This window comes from Luteococcus struthionis, assembly GCF_048595755.1.
GTDB lineage: Bacteria > Actinomycetota > Actinomycetes > Propionibacteriales > Propionibacteriaceae > Luteococcus.
The window spans coordinates 735,258-756,768 of sequence record NZ_CP184360.1 but is presented as its reverse complement, the minus strand read 5'-3'; the positions used below and the strand labels follow the sequence as shown (position 1 = coordinate 756,768).

At 72.0% G+C, this 21,511-nt stretch carries 18 protein-coding genes and 1 riboswitch; of the genes, 6 read left to right on the top strand and 12 right to left on the bottom strand.

The genetic code is table 11. The annotated features are described in order from the left end of the window. The first annotated feature begins 44 nt into the window (after window positions 1–44). Window positions 45–815, top strand: a complete 771-nt coding sequence (locus ACOAMO_RS03545) for a hypothetical protein (protein ID WP_420176214.1) — start codon at window positions 45–47, stop codon at window positions 813–815. Between the two features lie 45 nt (window positions 816–860). Here the strand turns inward: ACOAMO_RS03545 and ACOAMO_RS03540 are convergent, their stop codons facing one another. Genes ACOAMO_RS03540 through ACOAMO_RS03525 form a run of 4 tightly spaced genes read right to left on the bottom strand, consistent with a single transcriptional unit; the run spans window position 861 to window position 4,951 of the window. Then, window positions 861–2,243: a sensor histidine kinase gene (locus ACOAMO_RS03540; RefSeq protein WP_420176213.1), complete on the bottom strand. Its 1,383-nt coding sequence runs from the start codon at window positions 2,241–2,243 to the stop codon at window positions 861–863. A gap of 55 nt (window positions 2,244–2,298) precedes the next feature. Then, window positions 2,299–3,435 carry a 6-phosphofructokinase gene (locus ACOAMO_RS03535; protein WP_420176212.1) on the bottom strand — a complete coding sequence of 379 codons (1,137 nt, stop codon included), beginning with the start codon at window positions 3,433–3,435 and terminating at the stop codon, window positions 2,299–2,301. A 33-nt stretch (window positions 3,436–3,468) separates the two neighbouring features. Then, window positions 3,469–4,296, bottom strand: coding sequence for an HAD family hydrolase (locus ACOAMO_RS03530; RefSeq protein ID WP_420176211.1), 828 nt, complete (start codon window positions 4,294–4,296; stop codon window positions 3,469–3,471). 31 nt (window positions 4,297–4,327) lie between these two features. Next, entirely contained in the window at window positions 4,328–4,951 is a 624-nt protein-coding gene (locus ACOAMO_RS03525; RefSeq protein WP_420176210.1) for a DinB family protein, read from the bottom strand. Between the two features lie 247 nt (window positions 4,952–5,198). Here ACOAMO_RS03525 and hrpB point away from each other — a divergent pair, with 247 nt between their 5' ends. After that, entirely contained in the window at window positions 5,199–7,757 is a 2,559-nt protein-coding gene (gene hrpB, locus ACOAMO_RS03520) for an ATP-dependent helicase HrpB (RefSeq protein WP_420176209.1), read from the top strand. A 203-nt stretch (window positions 7,758–7,960) separates the two neighbouring features. On the opposite strand, the gene ACOAMO_RS03515 is transcribed toward hrpB, so the two are convergent. From ACOAMO_RS03515 to ACOAMO_RS03485, 7 genes are all read right to left on the bottom strand, one after another. Continuing rightward, window positions 7,961–8,116, bottom strand: coding sequence for a hypothetical protein (locus ACOAMO_RS03515; protein WP_420176208.1), 156 nt, complete (start codon window positions 8,114–8,116; stop codon window positions 7,961–7,963). 327 nt (window positions 8,117–8,443) lie between these two features. Beyond that, a complete protein-coding gene (serC, locus tag ACOAMO_RS03510) occupies window positions 8,444–9,565 on the bottom strand; it encodes a phosphoserine transaminase (RefSeq protein WP_420176207.1) in 1,122 nt (373 codons plus the stop codon). 128 nt (window positions 9,566–9,693) lie between these two features. Beyond that, window positions 9,694–10,794: a hypothetical protein gene (locus ACOAMO_RS03505; protein ID WP_420176206.1), complete on the bottom strand. Its 1,101-nt coding sequence runs from the start codon at window positions 10,792–10,794 to the stop codon at window positions 9,694–9,696. A 94-nt stretch (window positions 10,795–10,888) separates the two neighbouring features. Then, on the bottom strand, window positions 10,889–11,674 hold the full coding sequence (locus tag ACOAMO_RS03500; RefSeq protein ID WP_420176205.1) for an adenosylcobinamide-GDP ribazoletransferase: 786 nt from the start codon (window positions 11,672–11,674) through the stop codon (window positions 10,889–10,891). Beyond that, complete coding sequence (gene cobU / locus ACOAMO_RS03495) at window positions 11,674–12,222, bottom strand: bifunctional adenosylcobinamide kinase/adenosylcobinamide-phosphate guanylyltransferase (RefSeq protein ID WP_420176204.1); 549 nt, start codon at window positions 12,220–12,222, stop codon at window positions 11,674–11,676. Before cobU ends, ACOAMO_RS03500 begins: the two co-directional genes overlap by 1 nt. Further along, window positions 12,222–13,286 carry a nicotinate-nucleotide--dimethylbenzimidazole phosphoribosyltransferase gene (gene cobT / locus ACOAMO_RS03490; RefSeq protein ID WP_420176203.1) on the bottom strand — a complete coding sequence of 355 codons (1,065 nt, stop codon included), beginning with the start codon at window positions 13,284–13,286 and terminating at the stop codon, window positions 12,222–12,224. Before cobT ends, cobU begins: the two co-directional genes overlap by 1 nt. After that, window positions 13,283–15,886 (bottom strand): cobyrinate a,c-diamide synthase, encoded by a 2,604-nt coding sequence (locus ACOAMO_RS03485; RefSeq protein ID WP_420176202.1) that lies wholly within the window; start codon window positions 15,884–15,886, stop codon window positions 13,283–13,285. The genes cobT and ACOAMO_RS03485 overlap by 4 nt, the downstream gene beginning before the upstream one ends. Before the next feature lie 56 nt (window positions 15,887–15,942). After that, window positions 15,943–16,075, bottom strand: a riboswitch (cobalamin riboswitch). 277 nt (window positions 16,076–16,352) lie between these two features. Between ACOAMO_RS03485 and ACOAMO_RS03480 the strand changes: the two genes are divergently transcribed. The 4 genes from ACOAMO_RS03480 to ACOAMO_RS03465 are packed head-to-tail and all read left to right on the top strand — an operon-like array spanning window position 16,353 to window position 20,312. Further along, window positions 16,353–17,252 carry a nitrite reductase gene (locus ACOAMO_RS03480; RefSeq protein WP_420176201.1) on the top strand — a complete coding sequence of 300 codons (900 nt, stop codon included), beginning with the start codon at window positions 16,353–16,355 and terminating at the stop codon, window positions 17,250–17,252. Next, window positions 17,249–17,914 carry a precorrin-8X methylmutase gene (locus tag ACOAMO_RS03475; protein WP_420176200.1) on the top strand — a complete coding sequence of 222 codons (666 nt, stop codon included), beginning with the start codon at window positions 17,249–17,251 and terminating at the stop codon, window positions 17,912–17,914. The genes ACOAMO_RS03480 and ACOAMO_RS03475 overlap by 4 nt, the downstream gene beginning before the upstream one ends. Beyond that, window positions 17,911–19,518: a precorrin-2 C(20)-methyltransferase gene (locus ACOAMO_RS03470; protein WP_420176199.1), complete on the top strand. Its 1,608-nt coding sequence runs from the start codon at window positions 17,911–17,913 to the stop codon at window positions 19,516–19,518. Before ACOAMO_RS03475 ends, ACOAMO_RS03470 begins: the two co-directional genes overlap by 4 nt. Continuing rightward, on the top strand, window positions 19,515–20,312 hold the full coding sequence (locus ACOAMO_RS03465) for a cobalt-precorrin-4/precorrin-4 C(11)-methyltransferase (protein WP_420176198.1): 798 nt from the start codon (window positions 19,515–19,517) through the stop codon (window positions 20,310–20,312). The genes ACOAMO_RS03470 and ACOAMO_RS03465 overlap by 4 nt, the downstream gene beginning before the upstream one ends. On the opposite strand, the gene cbiE is transcribed toward ACOAMO_RS03465, so the two are convergent. Next, complete coding sequence (gene cbiE / locus ACOAMO_RS03460; RefSeq protein ID WP_420176197.1) at window positions 20,281–21,504, bottom strand: precorrin-6y C5,15-methyltransferase (decarboxylating) subunit CbiE; 1,224 nt, start codon at window positions 21,502–21,504, stop codon at window positions 20,281–20,283. The genes ACOAMO_RS03465 and cbiE overlap by 32 nt on opposite strands. Window positions 21,505–21,511 lie beyond the last annotated feature (7 nt).

Below are 21,511 nucleotides of genomic sequence, written 5' to 3'. Positions count from 1 at the left end.
GTGACCGAGGTTGGCTGGACCGGTGGCCGTTAGCGTGGCCGGTGATGAGCACCTCGCAGCAAGACCAACCGACCCGGCGGCAACGATTCGAGCTACGGGTGGATGGCCACAACCACGTGGCCTGCACCAGCGGGAGGCTCACCACCCTGGTGGAACTGTGGTGCGACGACGCCCTGGTGCTCAGCGGCAAGGCCGTCGACACGCGCGAGCGGCTGCACCCCGAGACCGACGACTCCCCGGTGCGGGGACTCGTCGTGGTCCGCACCCGCACCGGGCGGGTGCGGAGGGTGACGCTGGAACTGGCCGGGCGCGTCGTCGACATGGAACCCGAGGCCGGATCGCCGGCGGCCCTGCGTCTGGCCAAGGAGCGACGCCACCCCTGGCTCTTCGCGGCCCTGGACGTGTTGCTGGCCGTCGCGGCGGTGCTGCTGCCCCTGTTGGGGATCGGAGCGCTGGTCAAGCTGCTGCTGGCACCCCTGGTGGCCTGGCTCCTGGGGCTGCTGCCCAGCATCGCGCTGCCGTCGATCCCCTGGCTCAGCATTGCGTGGCCAAGCATTCCGTGGCCCAACATCCCTTGGCCCAGCATCGACCTGTCGTGGATCCCCGACTGGCAGTTGCCCGGGTGGCTGTTGTGGGCGCTGGACCATCTCGACCAGGCAAAACCCGTACTCTTCACGCTGGCCCTGGCGGTCTACGAGGTGCGGCGTCGACGCCGACAGGATGCCGAGAAGCAGCGGCTCGCCCAGCAGGAACGCGACGAACTGAATGCCCGGCTGGCCAGCGGTCTGCACCAGCTGGCCGCCCGCCGGGCCTGAGCCCACGGCCTGTGGGACGAGATCATCCAAGGCGGCCTCGACGCGTCAGGGCGTGCCGGGCAGGGTCATCACGAACCTGGCGCCGCCCAGCTCCGAATCGTCGGCGCGGATGGTGCCGCCATGCGCCCGCACGATCTGCTCGGTGATCGCCAGGCCGATGCCCGAACCACCCTCGTCGCGCGAACGGGACTCCTGCAGGCGCACGAAGCGCTCGAAGACGCGCTCCCGGTCCTCCAGGGCGATGCCATTGCCGTCGTCCTCCACCTGCACCACCGCCCCGCCCTCGGGCGTCGCCTCCACGGTGATGCGCACCGTGGAGCGCGCATGGCGCACCGCGTTGTCGCACAGATTGCGCAGCACCTGGGAGAGCTTGCTGCCATCTGCGTGCACCCGGGCGGGCGCGATCCGGGTGACCACCTCCACCTCGCCGGTGCTGCGCAGTCGGGTGGCCTCGTCGCTGGCCAGATCGTCCAGGTCGGTGTCGGCCAGGCGCAGCTGCAGGCCACCGTCGTCGCCGCGTGACAGCTCCAGCAATCCCTGCACCAGCAGGTTCATGCGCTGGGCCTCGGCCCGCATCAAGGGTGCGAACTCGCGCCAGGTCTCGAGCCGGTCCTCGGCGCTGGCAATCTCCAGCGCGCCGGACAGGCTCGCCACCGGCGAGCGCAACTCATGACTGGCATCGGAGATGAAACGCTTCTGCGAATTCTGCGAGGTCTCCAACCTCTCCAGCATCTGGTTCAGACCGATCGCCAGGTCTTGCAGCTCGTCCTCGCTCACCGGCACCGGCACCCGCTGGTCCAGTGTGGTGGACGTGATGTGCGCCGCGCGAGCATTCATGACGTCGACGGGCCGCAGCGCCCGCCCGGCCACCCACCACGAGGTGAGCCCGGCCGCGAGCATCAGCAGGGGGACGCAGGCCATCAGCAGGCCGACCGTCACCGTGACCGCACTGTGCTCGTCCTCCTGGGAGGTGGCCACCACCGCGATGTAGTTCTTGCCGCGGTGCGTCAGCCCCTGGGCCACCACCAGGTCGCGGTGCTCATTGCGGTCTCCGGGGCCCCACCACTTCACGGCGCCTTCCTGCGTCACCTGTCCGGGGGCGGGGCGCTGTTCGGTCATCGGCACCAGGTAGTGACTCGACGAGGTCCACTGCACATAACCCTTGTCGTCCAGCAGCTGGGCGCGGAAGCCGTCGTCGAGCATCAATTCGCCCGGCAGGCTCTGCGGACCCAGCTCGCGCACATGGGTGACCACCCGGTGCGAGACCTCATGGGCCGCCTCGATCTGCGCATTGGCCAGGGCATTGGTCAACAGGTTGGCCAGCAGGATGATGCCGAGCATCGTCGGGATCGCCACCACCGTCACGGCGACGGCGGTCAGCTGCTTGCGGATGCCCCAGCGGGCCCAGGATTCCGACGGCTTCAGCATGACCCCATGGTGCACCACCGGCCGACACCGGGCACGCGACGGTGCCCGCGGCAGGTCAGTCGCCCAAGCCGGTGCCCACCTGGCGGGCGGCGGTGATCCACTCGTGGTCGGTGGGCACGTACTTCACCTTGCCCGCCACCTTCTCCAGCGGGACGTGCACCACCTGCTGGCCCTGGGTTCCCACCATCACCCCGAAGTTGCCCTCGGCGACCGCGGCCGCACCGGCGGTGCCGAGCCGGGTGGCCAGCAGCCGGTCATGCGAGCACGGGATCCCGCCGCGCTGCACATAACCCAGGATCGAGACACGCGACTCCAGCCCCGTGGCCTCCTCCAGATGGTGGGCCAGGGTGAAGGTGTTCTCGCGGTGCTTGGCCTCGACGGCCTTCTTGTGGCGCTTGGCGGCCGCCTTGCCCTCGTCGGTGTCCGCCTCGCGCACCAGCGCCTCGGCGGCGGCCAGCTCGGCGGCGTCCTCCACGGTGCGGGCACCCTCGGCGACGGCGACGACGCTGAAGGTGGAGCCCCGCTTCACGCGCTGCTCGATGGTCTGCGCGATCGAGTCGATCGTGTAAGGGATCTCCGGCAACAGGATGATGTCGGCGCCCCCGGCGATGCCGGAGCCCAGCGCGAGCCAGCCGGCGCGATGGCCCATGATCTCGGCGACGATGATGCGATGGTGGCTGTGCGCCGTCGAGTGCAGGCGGTCGACGGCATCGGTGGCAATCTCCAGCGCCGTCTCGAAACCGAAGGAGTCGTCGGTCTCCACGATGTCGTTGTCGATCGTCTTGGGCAGGTGGAGCACGTTCAATCCGGCCTTGAGCAGACGATTGGCATTCTTCGCGGTGCCACCCCCGCCCAAGCAGACCAGGGCGTCGAGCTTGTTCTTCTCGTAGTTCTCCACGATCGTCGGGATCATGTCGCGGGCTTCGCCGTCGACCACCATGCGGTGCACCTTGTCGCGGCTGGTGCCCAGGATGGTGCCGCCGACGGTGAGGATGCCCGACAGCGCCGGGCCGTCCAGCTCGACGGTGCGGTTCTCGGCCAGGCCGCGCATGCCGTCGCGGAAACCGATCAGCTCCATGCCGTGCTCATTGATGGCCGCCTTGCCGAAGCCGCGGATGGCGGAGTTCAGGCCGGGGGCGTCACCGCCGGCCGTGAGGATGCCGACGCGCTTGGTCTTCTTCTTTGCTGCCATGGGTACTTCCTCTCTGGGGGGCGTGGGGGGCCGTCAGTGGGCCGCGGGCAGGCCGGCCAGTTCGCGCACCTTCGCGAACAGCGCCGGGCTCCCGGGGCCAGGAACCAGATGGGTGGCGACCTCCTCCACCGCCGGGCTACAGGGCTGCACCCCGATGCTGGTGCCGGCCCAGGTGAGCATCGGCACGTCGGTGGCGGAGTCACCGCAGGCCAGCACCTCGTCGGGGGCCAGGCCCAGGTGGGCACACAGTGCGGCCAGCGCATTGCCCTTGCCGGAACGCTGCGACCAGATGTCGTGCAGCCCCATCCCGGAATGGGTCAGGTTCAGGCCGTCGATCCTCGCCACCGCCTGCTCCAGGGCCGCGACGTGCGCGTCGGGCCCCTCACACAGGATCTTGCGGCACTCGACGCCGACCAGCTCGTCGAGGGTGACGCTGTCGGCGCGCAGGGCTGCGTGGCACCAGGTGTCACGCTCCTCCCGGTCGATGCCCGGGGCGCCGCCGTAGGCCAACCAGCGGCCGTCCGAGGCGTACAGGTGCACGGTGCCCTGGCCGTGCTCGTCGGTGCTGGCAACCTGCACCAGGGCCTGCGCCAGCTCCGGGGTGATCGTGAAACCCACCTCGTGGATGGTGCTGCCGTCGGCCAATCGGGTGAGGGCGCCGTTGTAGCTGATGCGCGGCAGCGGCACCCCGATCGCGTCGTTCACCACTGCCATCGACTCGTCGAGCCGGGCGCTGGCCAGGGCGACCGGCAACCCGTCGTCGACGAGCGCCTTGACCCCCGCGGCGGCTTCGGGGGTGATGCGCTCACCGGTGATCAACAGGGTGTGGTCCAAGTCGAAGACGGCCAGTTTGATGGTCATGGAATTCCTTGGGGTCAGCCTTGGGGGGTGGTCAGTGGGTGGGTTCGGTGGTGCCCAGCCCGCCCACCTGGGCCTGCTTGGCCAGAGTGCGCAGGAAGGTCAGGTGCTCATCGCTGCGGTCCGGGTCGAGGGCCAGGTTCGGATTGGTGCGGGTGAGCCCAACCTGCCCGTCCACCAGCTCCCGAACGATGTCGGCATGCCCCGCGTGGCGGGCGGTCTCGGCGGTGACGTGCACCAACAGGTGCTCCAGGGTGGTCGGTTCGTTCCACCACGGCACCTGGGCGGGTGCGGTGAGCTCCAACTCCGCGATGGTCTGGTTCGCCGCCTCGATCGCGTCGCGGTAACCCTGCACGAGCTGGGAGGGCGTCTCGTCGGTGGTGGCGTAGAAGTCGAGCAGCCGATCGGCGTCGGGGCGCAGCTGCGGAAGGTCGGGCACCGGGCGTCCGAAGGCCATCTGGAAGCAGCCCCACTCCACCGACGTGAGGTGCTTCACCAGGCCAAGGAGGTTGGTGCCGGTGGGGCTGTGAGGCGTGCGCAGGGCGGATTCCTCCAGCCCTTCCACCTTCCACAGCACAGATTCGCGTTGCGTCTGCAGGTAGTTCAGCAGTAGGGCCTTGGTGCCGGGGCTGCCGGCGGCATGGGCGGCGTCACTCATGGCTTCACGCTATCCGGACCGGGGCCATTCGCCCCAGCGGGGACGCGCCCCAGCGGGGACGTACCCCAGCGGGGACGCGCCCACGGGCCACGTGGCTGGGCTTCGGGGACGGACTCCGCAGAACGACCTTTCGTCGACTCCTCGCGGCCCTTCCCCCGCGGGGTGCCGCCGTGGAGGGCGCAGGCGTGGTCGATCTGCGGAGTCCGGCGCTCGGCACCGGCTCCGATGCTGCTGCCAGACTGGACCCATGCTCTTTCGTCTGGACCAGATTGGTGCCGGGCTGCCGGTCCTGGCTGCCCGGGGCGAGCTGGACGACAGGCTGCGGGGCGGCGTCGTGGTGGTGCAGGCCCCGCCCGGCACCGGCAAGACCACCCTGGTGCCGCCCTTGGTGGCGAACCACATCGACCAGTTGGGGGCGCGTGGCCGCGTGGTGGTCACCCAACCGCGTCGTATCGCGGCACGCGCCGCGGCTCGACGCCTGGCCCAGCTGTCGGGCACGAGGCTGGGCGACGAGGTGGGCTTCAGCGTGCGCGGTGAGACCCGCACCCGCAGCACCACCCGCGTGGAATTCGTGACCACCGGAGTCCTGGTCCGTCGCCTGCTCAACGACCCCGGCCTGGAGGACGTGGCAGCGGTGGTGCTCGACGAGGTGCACGAACGTGCCCTGGACTCGGACCTGGCCTTCGCGATGGTCCGTGAACTGCGCGAGTTGCGTCCCGAGCTGGCCGTCGTGGTGATGTCTGCCACCCTGGACGCCGAACGCTGGGCAGCTCTGCTGGGCGACGGGGCACCGGCCCCCGTCGTCGCGGTGCAGGCCGACCTGCATCCCCTCGAGGTGCGCTGGCAACCAGCCCCACCCGGGACGCAACGGCTGGGCCCGCGCGGTGTCACGCACCCCTTCCTCGACCACGTCGCCAACACGGCCGCGCAGGCGCTCACCCAGCACGACCAGGGCAGCGTGCTGGTCTTCGTGCCCGGCGCGTGGGAGACCGAGCAGGTGGCGCAACGCCTGCGTGGCAAGGGGATCGAGGCCGACGTCCTGCACGGGTCGCTGGAGGCGCGACAGCAGGACGCGGTGCTCTCCGCCCGCCCCGGACGACGCGTGATCGTCGCCACCTCGGTGGCCGAGTCGTCGCTGACCGTCCCCGACGTGCGGATCGTCGTCGACGCCGGGCTGGCCCGGGAACCTCGCTTCGACGTCGGCCGTGGCATGAGCGGGCTGGTCACCGTCAGCGAAGCCCGCGCCAGCGCCGAACAGCGCGCCGGCCGCGCCGCCCGGCTTGGGCCGGGGCTGGCCGTGCGATGCTTCCCCGAGAGTGACTGGCCGCGGATGCGTCGCTTCACCACCCCGGCGATCGCCACCGCAGACCTCACCAGCGCCGCCCTGGACCTGGCCTGCTGGGGTGCGCCCGGCGGCGAGGGCATGGCCCTGCCCGATCCGCCGCCGCCCGCGTCGCTGGAGCTGGCGATGGACGGCCTGCGTGCCCTGCAGGCCATCGACGAGGCCGGCCGCCCCACCGCGCGCGGCCGCGCGATGGCCCGGGTGCCCGCCGACCCGCGGCTGGCCAGGGCGCTCATCGACGGAGCCCCTCGCGTCGGGGCCCACCGGGCGGCGGAGCTGGTGGCGCTGCTGGCCAGTGACGAACGCGCTCCCGGCGGTGACCTGGAGGCATTGCTGCGGGAGCTTCGTCGCGGATCGGGGCCGGCGGCCAAACGGTGGAGGCATGAGGCCGATCGCCTGTTCTCACTGGCCGAGCGTTCGCACGCACACGGTGCGCAGGGCGGCGGCCAGGTGCCCGAAGCGCAGGCCTTGGGGTTGCTGGTGGCCCTGGCCCATCCGGACCGGATCGCTCGTCGGCGCGGCGGCCCCGAGTCCACCGCCTACCTGTTGGCCTCGGGTACCGGGGTGGTCCTGGAACGCGGTTCACGGCTGGCCGGGCAGGAATGGCTGGCCGTGGCGCAGATGGGTCGTCGCGACACGGGCGACGGATCGGGTGCGGTGGTGCGGGCGGCCGTGGCGATCAGCCGGGAGACGGCGGAGGAGGCGGGGGCCGGATTGCGGAGGACGACCGACCGCGCCACATGGGGCAGCGACGGTCGCGTCACCGCCCGCCGGCTCGAGCTGCTGGGAGCCATCGAACTGGCGGCCACGCCGGTGCAGCCCACACCCGAGCTTGGCCGGGCGGCCGTGGCCGAGGCCCTGCGCAGCCGGGGCCTGGGCCTCGACGGACACGGGATGCTCGTCTGGCCGGAGTCGGCGCTGGCGTTACGACGTCGCCTGGCGCTGCTGCACCACGTCATCGGGGAGCCGTGGCCCGCGATGGACGAGGCCTCCTTGTTGGAGCGCGTCGACGAATGGCTCGGGCCAGAACTCGACCAGCTGGCCCGTGGCGGATCGGCCTCACGCCTCGACCTCACCAGCGCCCTGCGACGGCTCTTGCCCTGGCCGGAGGCGGGCCGCCTGGACGAGTTGGTTCCCGAGCGGTTGGAGGTGCCCACCGGATCCAGGATCCGGCTCGACTATCCCGACGACCCCGAGGCCAGGGTCGTGTTGGCGGTGAAGCTGCAGGAGTGTTTCGGCCTGCTGCAGACCCCGCGGATCGTCGACGGGAAGGTTCCGGTGCTGATGCACCTGCTCAGCCCGGCGCAGCGGCCCCTGGCCATCACCGATGACCTGGCCTCCTTCTGGACCAATGCCTACCCGGGGGTGCGCGCGGAGAATCGTGGCCGCTACCTCAAGCACCCCTGGCCGGAGGACCCGCTGACTGCTCCACCACGTCGCGGAACCACCCGGTCCGGCCGCTGAGCCCGGCGGGGTCAGCGGCCGGCGCCTTCCAGCGGATGTTCTGGGAGCCCGGGCCGGGGCTCTGCCCGGGCGAACTCCGCAAACCGACCTCGCGTTCGCCTCCACGCGCCCGGTGCCGTGGCGTGTGGAGGACGGGTGATCCTCTCGTGGCTGATTTGCGGAGTCCGACACCCAGGGCTGCCACGGGGACCGGCCCAGAGAGGTCAGGCCAGGACCAGGTGGATCTGGGGGCCGCGTTGACCGACCCGCACGCTGCGGCCGTCGATGCGGCGATTGCGCAGCAACCACGCGATGGCGGTGGGGGTGAGGGTGGTGACGGTCTGCTCGGTGTGGGCCTGGTGGCCGCTGGTCTGCTTCATGGTGATCTCCTTCGTGTCTGGCCATCGGGCCGAGGTGTGCCCGCCACCTCGTGGCGGGATCGGTGATGTCTCCATGGAAGGAGCGGAGGCTGTGTCCGGCCTGTGCCGGTGCTGGGCGCGGGCTGGGACCTTCCGCACCCGAGCTCCGCAAGTCGACCCCGCGCTGCCCGGCACCGGCGGCCGGTACCGCTCACCCGGCTGGATGGCAGCCCCAACCGTGGCCGATCTGCGGAGTTGGCCGTCGCGACGCCCGGGTGGTCATGACGCAGACGTCCCCGGATCCCATGGTGGGATCCGGGGGACGTGGTGGGAGGTCAGGTGTTCGGGTCAGCCCAGCTGGTCGACGACGTACTCGACGCAGCGCGTCAGGGCCGAGACGTCCTCGGGCTCGACGGCCGGGAACATGCCCACCCGGATCTGGTTGCGCTTCAGGGCGCGGTAGGGGAAGACGTCGAGCACCCCGTTGGCGGCCAGTGCCTTCACCACCGCAGCTGCGTCGATGGACTCGGCGAGGTCGACCGTGCCGACCACCTGGGAGCGGTAGGCCGGGTCGGCGACGAAGGGGGTGGCCCATTCGGTCTGCTCGGCCCACTCGTAGAGCCGACGGCTGGACTCCTTGGTGCGGGCGTCGGCCCAGGCCAGGCCTCCCTGCTGGTTGAGCCACTGCACCTGCTCGTCCATCAGGATCAGCGTCGCGATCGAGGGAGTGTTGTAGGTCTGGTTCTTGGCGGAGTTGTCGATGGCCGTGGTCAGGCTGAGGAAGTCGGGGATCCAGCGGTCGGTGGCGGCGATCTGGCGGGCGCGTTCCAGGGCGCGGGGGCTCATGATGGCGAACCACAACCCACCCTCGCTGGCGAAACCCTTCTGGGGGCTGAAGTAGTAGACGTCGCACTGGGTCAGGTCGACGCCCAGGCCCGCGGCGCCGGAGGTGGCGTCCACCACCACGAGTGCGTCGTCGTCGGCGCCCTCGACCCGCTGCACCGGCAGCATCACGCCGGTGGAGGTCTCGTTGTGGGGCCAGGCGTAGACGTCGATGCCGGCCGTGGCGTGCGCAGCCACGCCCTGCCCGGAGGGCACCTCGACGACCTCCGGCTGCGCCAGGAAGGGAGCCTTGGTGGTCTCCTTGCAGAACTTGCGGCTGAACTCGCCGAGCACCAGGTGCTGGGAGCGTTCGCGGACCAGGCCGAAGGTGGCGATGTCCCAGAAGGCAGTGGCGCCGCCATTGCCGAGCACCACCTGGTAGCCGTCGGGCATCTGGAAGAGCTCGGCGAGGCCCTCCTGCACGCTCTGGACCAGCTTCTTCACCGGCGGCTGGCGGTGGGAGCCACCCAGCAGTCGAGCCCCCCGGGTGGCCAGCGCCGTCACCTGTTCGGGGCGCACCTTGGACGGGCCGGCGCCGAAGTGTCCATCGGCGGGCAGCAGTTCAGCGGGAATGGTGGGCTCGGTCACGGGGAACCTTTCGGGGTCGGGATGCCCCGCCAGTCTTTCGCGTCACGGGGCCGTCGCGCACCCCGCACCGCGGTTCGGACGCCCAGTGCTCGGACGCCCAGTGCTCGGACGCCCAGTGCTCGGACGTCTCAGCGTGGCTCCGGGTCTCGACGATTGGTCCACCGGGCATCCACGGTACCCTCGGAGAGGTCGTAGCGGGCGGCGAAGCGGTAGCGACGGGGCCAGCGGCCGAACCGGCTGCGGTCGTTGACGAAGATCCGGTGCGAGCGCGACCCCTGCTGCGGGACGCGCACCTTGTCTATCTGCAGTGTGAACCGTGCGCTGCCCTGTGACGCCTTGGCGCGGTAGCTGCCGCCCACCACGCCCATCCCGGGCCGCGAGACCACCTCGACGCGTCCCTTGCCGGGGCGGTGCAGGTCCAGTGGCGGGGTGAAGGTCACCTCGGTGCCGCGCACCACGATGCGCGCCAGCGCCTCACCCTCGAAGTGGTAGGCCACCTCGCCGCGCAGGTGGACGCCGTCGGTGACGGTCACGGTGCGCAGGTGATGCTCGTCGGTGGGGAACAGGTGCAGCAGGTCGACGTCGGTGGCGTACTTCACGTAGGTGCGGCGTGCGCCGGCCAAGGGCACCGGGGCGGGGAAGGGTTCCAGCGCCACGGCCGCACCGTCGATGGTGACGTCCAGGGTGCTGCGGCGCAGCCGGACGAAGTCGACCGTGCGGAACAGGAAGAGCGGGAAGCTGCCGGGACGATCGGCGGTGGCGCCCGTGGTGGAGAGCAGCCGGGTCGGTTGGCTGGGCTTGGCGGCCTTCTCCTGCACGTCGACGCTGATGCGTCGGCCGTAGAGGTCGGTGAAGGTGATCGCGATGTGGGCGCAGCCGTTCTCGTCCACCTCCAGGGCCGCCTGCTGTATCAGGGTGGTGACGTGGCGGCGCACACCCTTGCCGTAGACCGAGCACCGTTCGGTGGGGTCCAGCGTGAGCGAGGCGCCGTCGTAGACGTCGACGTGCCGGTCGTGGCGGTGGGCCAGCACACGCCAGCCGCGTTCGTCGCCGCGGTCCAGGTAGTGCAGTTCCAGCGCGGTGTAGACGTGGTCGGCGTGCCGGTCGAAGGGAATGGTGGCCAGCGCCTTGACCGGTGCCACGGTGACGCGCAGTGGCAGCAGCACGGAACGGGTCTGCGGCTCCTCCCGGCCTGCGGGGACGGGCGGGGTGGGGGTTCCGTCGGCCACGGCGGCTCCTTCCTCCTGCTGCGTCATTGGTGCGGCGGTTCCGGCGTCACCAAACAGCCTAGTGGTCCGTGCCGACGGGCCCGCAGCAGGCCCTTCAGGGCACCAGCCCGAGCGCCAGCGCCAGGGCCAGCACGAAGGTGGTCTGCGAGACCTCGATCAGCGACCCGAAGGTGTCGCCGGTCAAGCCACCCAGCCGACGCAGCAGGTGCTGCTGCCAGCGCCAACCCACCAGCCAGGACAGGGTCGCCGCGCCGACGAAGGCCCCCGCCACACAGGGGTTCGTCGTGGCCAGCCATCCCGCGGCCAGGCAGGTCAGCAGCACCAGGGAGGCGTCGAGGGTGGCCGCCCAGGGGCGGGTGATGCCGGTGAACAGCGACCCGAAACCGCCCGGCCGGGCGCCGGGGATGCCCCGGACGGTGGCCAGCACCGCGGCGATGCGTCCCACCATCGGCAGGCAGGTCAGCGCCGCCACCAGGGTGGTTCCGGCGACGGGTTCGGAGGCCAGCGCGGCGGCCTGCAGGAGCAGCACCAGCACCGCGGTGGCCACCCCCATCGGGCCGATGTCGGACTGTTTCATCAGGGCCAGCGCGTCGTCGGGGCCCTTGCGGCTGGCCAGCCCGTCGGCGGTGTCGGCGACCCCGTCGATGTGCATCGCGCCGGTGACACCGGTCAGTGCCGCCAGCCCGGCCATCGCGGCCAGCGTGCTGCCGGCTCCGCAAACCAGCACCAGGCCAGCCGCGGCTCCCGCGATGAGACCGCACACCAGCCCGGCCCACGGGAAGGCCAGCATCAACCGGCGGTTCAATTGCGGAGTCAGCTCCATGGTGGGCGGCACCGGAAGGATGGTGAACATGCCGAGCGCGGCCAGCAGGGAGCGCATCAGGCGCCCGGCTTGATCGTCGTCGGGATACCCGCGATGCAGAAGACCACGCGCTCGCAGGCGCTGGCGACGCGACTGTTCAGGATGCCCAGCTGGTCGCGGAAGAAGCGCCCCGACCAGTGCGCCGGCACCACGCCCTGCCCCACCTCATTGCTCACCAGCACCACGTCGCGTTGCGTGGCCTGCACCGCCCTGACCAGGGCATCCACCCGGGTCTGCAATTCCTCCCGGGCCGCCGCATGGCGTTGCGGGCGCTCGTCCCAGATGCCGCACTCGTCCATCATCCGGGTGAGCCAGACCCCCAGGCAGTCCACCAGCAGCGTGACCTCGCCCTGGCCGGCCAGCACGCCCACCAGGTCGGTGGTCTCCACTGTCTGCCAGTGCGACGGGCGCCTGGCCCGGTGCAGGGCCACCCGCTCCACCCACTCGGCGTCGTCGGGCCGGGTCTCGGCGGTGGCGACATAGGTGACGCTGGTGGCGGCAGCGGCCAGCGCCTCGGCGTGTGTCGACTTGCCGGACCGGGCGCCGCCCAGCACGAGGGTGCGCATCAGGCGTGCTCCTCGGTGACGCCGGCGTCGTCGAAGGTGGCCATCTCGCCCAGCACCCTGGCCGCGGCGGCGACGATCGGCAGTGCCAGCGCACCGCCGGTGCCTTCGCCCAGCCGTAGCCCCAGGCTGAGCAGCGGCCGCAAGCCCAGGGAACCGGTGGCGCAGCGGATCGCGGGTTCGGCGCCGTCGTGGCCGGCCACCAGATAGCCCCGCACCTTCGGTTCGAGCGCGACGGCCACCAGCGCGGCCGAACAGGCGATCACCCCGTCGAGCACCACCGGGACGCGCGCCTCGGCGGCGCCCAGCAGCAGTCCCACGACGGCGGCGTGCTCGAAACCTCCCACGCAGGCCAGGGTGCGCAGCGGGTCCTGCGCTCCCCGTCCGGTGGCGAGTCCGTGCCTTTCGAGCCCGATCCGGATGACGTCGATCTTGTGCGCCAACATCGTGTCGTCGGCACCGGCTCCTCGGCCGGCGACCTCCTGCGGGAGGGCTCCGGTCATGGCGCACACCAGCGCGGCGGCGGGGGTGGTGTTGCCGATGCCCACCTCGCCCGGCACCAACGCCCGGTACCCGTCCGCGACGGCCCGCCGGGCGGTGCGGATGCCCACCTCGACGGCGGCGACCGCCTGCTCCGCGGTCATCGCGGGCCCGGCCGTGAAGTCGGCGGTGCCGGGGGCCACCCGTTCGTCGCGGCAGCCTGCCACCGGCGCGAGCATCCCCACGTCGATCGTCGCGACGTCGGCCCCCGCGGAGCGTGCCAGGACGTTGACCCCGGCGCCACCGCCGACGATGTTGGCCGCCATCTGCACGGTCACCTCCTGGGGCCACGGCGAGACCCGCTGGGCCTGCACCCCGTGGTCGGCGGCGAAGACACACACCAGGGCGCGCTCGGGCACCGGCGGCGGGCACTGGCCGCTGATCGCGCTGAGCTGGTTGCCCAGGGTCTCCAGCCCACCCAGCGCCCCGGCGGGCTTGGTCAGTCGCGGCTGGCGGGCCTCGGCCGCGGCGCGGGCCTGCTCGTCGACGGGGGTGATGGCGGCCAGGCAGTCCTGGAGGATGCTCATCGTTCTTCCTTCCTGGGATGGGCGGACGGGTTGTCCGCACCGGGGGAGTCGAGGGTCAGGGCGGTCAGGGCGGTCAAGGCGGTCAGGGCGGTCAGGGCCTCGGCCAGTCGTCGGCTGGTGCCGGCATCACGCACCGCCAGCCGGATCCACTGCGCGCCCAGCCCGGGGAAGGTCTCGCCACGGCGCACCGCGAAACCCGCCTGCGCGAGCCGTTCGCGCGCCCAACCGACGCGGTGGGCGTCGGGGCCCAGTGGGGAGAGGTCCACCAGCACGAAGGGAGCGCTGCTGGGGCAGGCGGGAAGCCCGGCCCGCGCAAGATGGTCGGTGAGGACCCGGCGCTCCAGGACGACCTGCTCGGCGATCCGTCGGGCCTGCTCGAGGGCCTGCGGGCTGCTGCACGCCACCATGGCCTCCAGCGCCGGCGTCGAGACCGACCATGGTGTCTGCAGCCGCTCCAGACGCGCGATGAGCTCGGGGTCGCCGACGACGTAGCCCGCGCGAATCCCCGCCAGGCTCCAGGTCTTGGTCAGTGAGCGGGTGACCAGGATGCCCCGCATGTCGGCCGCGATGAGGGTCTCCGGTTCGCCGGGCACGGCGTCCATGAAGGCCTCGTCGACCAGCAGCACCCGGCCGGGGCGCGCCAGGCGACGCAGGACCCGGGCGGGGTGCAGGGCGCCGGTGGGATTGGTGGGATTGCCGACCACCACCAGGTCTGCCGCTTCGTCGACCTGCTCGGGGGCCAGGGCAAAGCCGTCGTCGGGGCGCAGCAGCAGGCGTTCGGGGTGGTGGCCGGCCAGCCGCAGCGCCTGTTCCGGTTCGGTGAACTGGGGATGCACCACCAGCGGATGAGAACCGGTGAAGGCCCTTGCCAGCAGCGTGAAGGCCTCGGCGGCGCCGCTGGTGGGAAGCACCATGTCTTCGGGGACGCCATGGCGCGCGGCCAGCGCGGCACGGGCCCGCCCGGGTTTCGGGTAGCCCGCCCACTCGTGGGCGCGGGCCGTGAGGTGGTCGACGAGCCACCGTGGCGGCTGCGGGGAGCGGACGTTGACGGCCAGGTCGACCAGTCCGTCGGCCAGGTCCTGGTCGCCATGGTGGGTGAGGTCGGGCTCGGGGGCGTCACCGGGAAGGGGGCTGTCGCTGTGATCCGGGGTGGCGCCGGGTTCGGGGCTCGTCACCTCGATCGGCTGGTGGCCAGCGCAAGGGGCAGTGGGTTCGTGGCCGCTGCGGTGGAAGGCCGCCGCGGCCTCGGCGAAGCGCTGCGCCGCCTGCGGGAAACCGGCCCAGTGCAGGTGCTGGTAGCTGGCATGGAGGGTGGGCGAGCAGACACCCTCGCGGCGGTCGTCGAGCTGCCAGGCGACGGCCAGGCCCTGCGGGATCTCGTCCAGGGGCACGTCGGTGCGATGGAACTCATGGCTGGGCACCTGTTCACCGCGCCGGGTCAGCAGCGAATCGTTGGCGGCGGTCGGCGTGCGGTAGCCCAGCGTCAGTCTTGGGGTCATGGCCGCCTCCAGGGGCAGGGCGCCCGCCATCGGCTGGGTGTCGAGGCTGCGGCACAGGTACAGCAGCCCCGCGCACTCGGCCACCGTCGGCATCCCCGCGGCGACGCGGGCCCGGATGTCCTCGCGCAGCGCCCGGTTCTCGGCCAGCCCCTGCGCGTGCATCTCCGGGAAGCCGCCGCCCAGGTAGAGCCCGGCGCTCCCGGCGGGGAGCGCGGGGTCGGTCAACGGGTCGAACTCCGCAATCCGGCATCCCGCCGCCACCAACAGTTCGGTGGTCTCGGCATAACCGAAGGTGAACGCCCTTCCGCCGGCGACGGCGATCAGCGGATGGTCGGTTTGCGGAGTGAGGGCGTCGGACGGGTTCCACGGCGTGTCCGCCAGGGGTGGGGCGGTGCGGGCGAGTGCGAGCACCCCGTCCAGATCGACGTGATCGGCCACCAGGTCTGCGGCGGCCTGCACCATGGAATCGGCCTGGTCGCGTTCGGCGGCCGGCACCAGGCCCAGGTGCCGCGACGGAGTGGTGAGGCTCTTGGAGCGGGGCACCGCGCCCAGCACCGGCAGCCCCAGTTCCTCGATGGCGCGGGTGCACTCGGCGGTGTTGCGGGCGCTGCCCACCTTGTTGAGCAGCACACCACCCACCCGAACCTCGGCATCCAGCGTCACCATCCCATGGGCGACGGCGGCGACGGTACGGGAGCTGTGGGAGGCGTCGAGCACCAGCAGCACCGGGGCCTGCAAGAGCTTGGCGATGTGAGCGCTGGAACCGAAGCCGGCCCGGCCCACCGGCGGGGTGCCGAGCTTGCCGTCGAAGAGCCCCATCGCGCCCTCGACGACGGCGATGTCCGCCTCCTCGGGGGTGCGGGATCCGTGCAGCAGCAGCGGTGCCACCAGATCGGGGCCGCACAGGTGGGCGTCCAGGTTGCGTCCGGGGCGGCCCGTCGCCAGCGTGTGGTAGCCGGGGTCGATGTAGTCGGGGCCCGTCTTGAAGGGGGCCACCCGCAGCCTGCGGTCACGCAGCGCCCGCATCAGGCCCACGGCCAGGGTGGTCTTGCCGGCGCTTGACGACGCGGCGCCCAACACGATGCGGGGGACTGTCGTCATGGTGGCCTTTCGTGACGGCCAGCGGCGACGGTTGCCCGTCCTCCCCTCGGCCGGGGGCAGGTGTGGGGCACGAGGGCAGGCGACCGGGCTCATCCCCTGGGGGGCATCACCGTTGCGGGACAGCGTCGGGTTCCCACCGACTTCGCTGGCACACGTGCGCTGGCCGTGGCCAGCACTCCAACCCTAGCCCCACCGGGTTGCCTGCCCGGCGCGCGGTCTGCCCGGTGGGGCAACCGCCGTGTGACATGATGCTGCCGGGGCCGTGTGGCCCCACCCACAGTTCGACCCAATCCACAATTCAACTTGTCACCAGCGCACTGCGAGGAAGCCGGATGAGCCGGCACGGTCGCGCCACTGTGACCCCGGTGCCCAGCAGGGCGATGCCCCTGTGGGGCCGGGGGAGTCAGGAACTCGGATGCGCTGGTTGTCCTTGATGAGCGAGACGCGCAATCTCGTAGGAGACACCATGGCTTCCGCCCCTGCTGGCACAGCCGGACCCGCCGCGGTCCGCACCCGTCCCGATCGTTGCCCCGGCATCCTTCGCCCCTGGCCTGCCGACGATGGCCTGCTGGTGAGGCTGCGACTGGTGGCCGGCAACATCACCGTCGATGCGCTGCGTGGCCTGGTGCGGGTGGCCCAGACCTTCGGCGACGGCCGCATCCACCTGACCAGCCGCGCCAACCTGCAGCTGCGGGGCCTCCCCGACGACGGCACCGGCCAGCTGGCGGCGCCCGTCCGGCAGGCGATCGCCGAGACCGGTTTGCTGCCCGCCCCCGCCCATGACCTGGTGCGCAATGTGATGGCCAGCCCGCTGACCGGGATCGACGGCGGCCGCACCGACCTGACGGGCCTGGCCCACGACCTCGACCAGGGCATCCGCGCCAGCGAGCTGCTGGCCGGTCTGCCCGGCAAGTTCCTCTTCGTGCTGGACGACGGCCGCGGGGACCTGCTGGGTCACTGGTGCGACCTGGGGCTCGTCGCACTCGACGAGCACACCGCCCAGCTGCGGGTCGGTGACCACTGGGGCCCGGTGGTGGGGCTCTCCCGGGCAGTGCCGGAGCTGCTGGTGCTGGCCGAACGCTTCGTCGCCGAGCGCGGTGACGGGCCGGAGGCCGCCTGGCATGTCGACGAGCTGGCCGGCCCGCTGGCCGACGCCCACCCCGCCGACCCTCGCCTGCCAGAGCCCGCCGAGCCACTGCCCTTCGGGGCAGGTGACGGTTGGGAGCACCTGGCGGTGGGTGCCGACGGCATCGACGGCGAGGAACTGCTCGGCCTGCTGGCAGGACAGAGCCGGGTGCGGGTGACGCCCTGGTACGGCCTCGTGGTGGGGTACGGAATCGTCACGTGGGAAGGGAGCCGGGCATGAACCAGCCAGCCAGGCCGTCGCGGCACTACGACTACATCGATTCCGGCGCCGAGATCTACGTCGACTCCTTCGCGACGATCCGCCGCGAGGCAGACCTGTCGCGCGTGCCGGCCGACGCCGAGAAGCTCGCGGTGCGGATGATCCACGGTTCGGGCCAGGTGGACCTGGTCGACGACCTGGTGGTGCACCCCGGCTTCATGTCCGCGGCCCGCGGCGCGCTGCAGGCCGGGGCGCCGATCCTGTGCGACGCGACGATGGTGGCCACCGGTGTCACGCGCTCCCGGCTGCCCCGGGACAACGACGTCGTCTGCCTGCTGAACGATCCGCGGGTTCCGCAGCTGGCCAAGGACTTCGGCACCACCCGCACCGCCGCCGCGGTGAGCCTGTGGCAGCCGCGGCTCGACGGGGCCCTGGTGGCGATCGGCAATGCCCCCACCGCCCTGTTCCACCTGCTCGAGATGGTGCTGGACGGCGGCCCGCGGCCCGCGGCGATCGTCGGCTGCCCGGTGGGTTTCATCGGTGCCGCCGAGTCCAAGCAGGCCCTGGCCGAGTTCGCCGACGTGCACGGCATCGACATCCCCTTCGTCACGGTGCGGGGCCGTCGCGGCGGTTCGGCGATGACCTCTTCGGCGCTCAACGCGATCGCGCAGGAGCAGGAGTGAGCGCCGAGCAGGGGCGCTTCTACGGCGTCGGGGTGGGCCCGGGTGACCCCGAACTGGTGACCTTGAAGGCCGCCCGACTGATCGGTGACGCCGACGTGGTGGCCTATCACGCGGCGGCCGGCAAGCCGTCGAATGCGCGCACGATCGTGGCAGGGCTGTTGCCCGAGCAGGTGGTGGAGGAGCGGCTGGAGTATCCGGTGACCACCGGCAGCACCGAGCATCCCGGCGGCTATGCCGGGGCGATGGCCGACTTCTACGAGCACAGCGCCGCCCGGCTCGCGGCGCACCTCTCGGCGGGACGCACGGTGGTGCTGCTGTCCGAGGGCGATCCGATGCTCTACGGCAGCTTCATGTACATGCATGACCGCTTGTCGCAGCGTTTCCCGACCGAGGTGGTGCCCGGCGTGCCGGCCTTCCTGGCGGCGACCGCGACCACCGCCAATCCGCTGGTGCGCCAGACCGACGTGCTCACCGTGCTGCCGGGCACCCTCGACGAGCCGGAACTGGCCCGTCGCCTGGCCGACACCGATGGCGCCGTGATCATGAAGCTGGGCAGGAACTTCACCAAGGTTCGTGACGCGCTCGCCGCGGCGGGCCGCGTGGAGGGCGCGCTGTACGTGGAGCGCGCGTCGATGCCGGCGCAACGCTGGCTGCCGGTGGCCGACGTCGAGGCCGACCAGGTGCCCTATTTCAGTCTGGTCGTGGTGCCCGGGGATACCGTGAACGGGAAGCGCTCCCGCGAGGCCACGAGCCCCGAGTCCACCACCACGATCCCCGAGTCGACCACGATCCCCGAGTCGACCACGATCCCCGAGTCCGCCACGATCCCCGAGCCTGTCGAGGGGTCCCCCGCGGAGCTGCTGGTCGTCGGCCTCGGCCCCGGGCCCGAGCACTGGATCACCCCGGAGGTCTCGGAGGCCCTGGCGCGGGTGCAGCACGTCGTCGGCTACGGCCCCTATGTGAACCGTGTGCCGCAGCGGGCGGGACTGACGCGCCATGCCAGCGGAAACACCGTCGAGGTGGATCGGGCGCGGCTTGCACTGGAGCTCGCCCTGTCAGGCGAGTCGGTCGCGGTGGTCTCCGGTGGCGACGCCGGCATCTTCGGGATGGCCTCGGCGGTCTTCGAGGCCGCCCAGCACCCACGTTTTCGTGGGGTGCCGGTGCGGGTGCTGCCCGGCGTCAGCGCGGTGCAGGCCGTCGCGGCGCGGGCGGGGGCCCCGGTGGGCGCCGACTTCGCCGTGGTCTCGCTCAGCGACCGGCTCAAGCCGTGGCCGGTGGTGGAGCAGCGGCTGCGCCACATCGCCCGGGCAGACCTGGTGCTGGCGGTCTACAACCCGGCCTCGCGCAGCCGCACCGAGCAGGTGCACCGTTTCCGCCAGGTGCTGCTGGAGGAACGCAGCCCGCAGACCGTCGTCGTGGTCGGCCGCGACGTGGGCCGCGCCGAGGAGTCCTTGACCGTCACCACGCTGGAAGCACTCGATCCGTCGGTGATCGACATGAAGTGCCTTGTCATCGTCGGGTGCGCGGGCACTCGTGTCACCGCCGACGGGCAGGTCTGGAGCCCCCGCTTCGTGCGGGAGACGTCACACGAGGGGATGCTGTGATCCACTTCGTGGGGGCTGGCCCCGGGGCCGCAGACCTGTTGACCGTCCGGGCCACCCGGCTCTTGGCCGCCGCCGACGTCGTGCTCTACCCGGGCACCTATCTGGATCCCGAGGTGCTCGAACACGTCAGCGACGGCGCCGAGCTCGTCGACACCCAGCACCTGAGCCTGGACGAGATCACCGAGCACCTGGTGGCTGCCGAGCGCGACGGGCGTCAGGCGGTCCGTCTGGGCACCGGCGACATGAGCGTCTACTCCGCCCTCCACGAGCAGGGCCGACGCCTGGACGCCGCCGGGGTGGAGTGGGACGTGACACCGGGCGTTCCCGCCTACGCCGCGGCGGCCGCCACGGTGGGGTGTGAGCTGACGGTGCCGCTGGTGGCGCAGTCGGTGGTGCTCACCCGCACCCGCGCCCGCTCCACCCCGATGCCCGACGGTGAGGAGCTCGCCAACTTCGCCGCCACCGGTGCGACGCTGGTGCTGCACCTGGCCATCACCCGTACCCGGGAGTTGATGGCCCAGCTGGAGCCAACCCACGGCGCCGACTGCCCGGTGGTCGTGGTCAGCCGTGCCAGCCAGCCGGAGGAACTGGTGCTGCGTGGCACGGTGGGCAGCATCGCCGACGCCGTCGAGCAGGCGGGCCTGCGCCAGGCCGCGGTCATCCTGGTCGGTAGGGCGCTCGATGCCGCCGGGGGCGAGAGCTATCTCTACGACGCGCAGCGAGAACGGCGTTCCCGCCCGAGCCGAGGCCCCAGCCGAGGGGTCAGCGTGGCCTGGCCCAGTGCCACTGGGTGACGGTGCGGGCGGGTTTCCAGCCGGTGAAGCTGCCGATGGAGTCAGTACCCTCGACGGCCAGCCGGGTCAGTTCCCCGCCGTGCTCGGCATGGGCGCGGGCGACGAGCATCTCCGTCTCCAGCGTGACGGCGTGGACGACGATGCGGCCCCCGGGGCGCAGGGCCGCCAGGCAGGTCTCCAGCACACCGGGGCGGGTGGCGCCGCCGCCGATGAAGACCGCGTCGGGCGCGTCCCACCCGGCCAGGGCGTCGGGGGCCCGGCCGTCGACCACACGCAGGCCCGGAACGCCTAGTCGGACGGCATTGCGGCGGGCCCGTTCGGCGCGCTCCGGGTTGGCCTCCACGGCGGTGGTGCGGCAGCTGGAATGGCTTCGCATCCACTCGATGCCGATCGACCCGGATCCGGCGCCGACATCCCACAGGTGTTCACCCGGCAGGGGTTGCAGCCGCGAGAGGGCGCTGGCGCGCAGGTCTCGCTTGGTGATCTGGCCGTCGTGTTCGTAGGCCTCGTCGGGCAGGCCCGGTGTCCAACCGGCCACGGCCGGCCCCGCCAACTCCAGCGCGACGATGTTGAGCCTGGGAGATTCCCCGGCCCAGTCCTCGGCGCTGCCGCTGCGGTGGGACTCCTCGCTGCTGCCCAGGTTGCCCAGCACGTGCAGCGTCGACTTCCCGTAGCCGCAGGCGGTCAGCAGCGCCGCCAGGCGTTCCGGTGTGGTCTGGTCGGAGCTCAGCACCAACACGCGTCGCCCGGGCGCCAGCTCGCGCAGGGCCAGTTCCACCGGCCGTCCCACGACGCTGACCACCGCGCAGCCCTCGGCCGGCCAGCCCATGCGGGCCCGGGCCAGCGCCACCGACGAGACGGCCGGATGGATCTCCACCCGCTCGGCACCCAGCAGCTCCACCAGGGTGCTGCCGATGCCGCTCACCAGCGGGTCACCGCTGGCCAGCACCGCCACCTGCGCCGTGGCAGGCAGGGAGTCGAGCAGCGCGGGAAGTGCCTCCCGCAAGGGCGAGGGCCACGGTTCGCGTCGTTGCCCTGCGACGGGCGGCAGCATCGCGAGGTGCCGTGGGCCTCCCAGCACCACCTCGGCCTGCAGCACCTGGTCGCGCTGGTGGTCGGGCAAGCCTGCCCAACCATCGGCGCCGATGCCCAGCACCAGAAGTCGTGGCCCGTCTGCGGTGGGGGTGGTCATGGCAGGA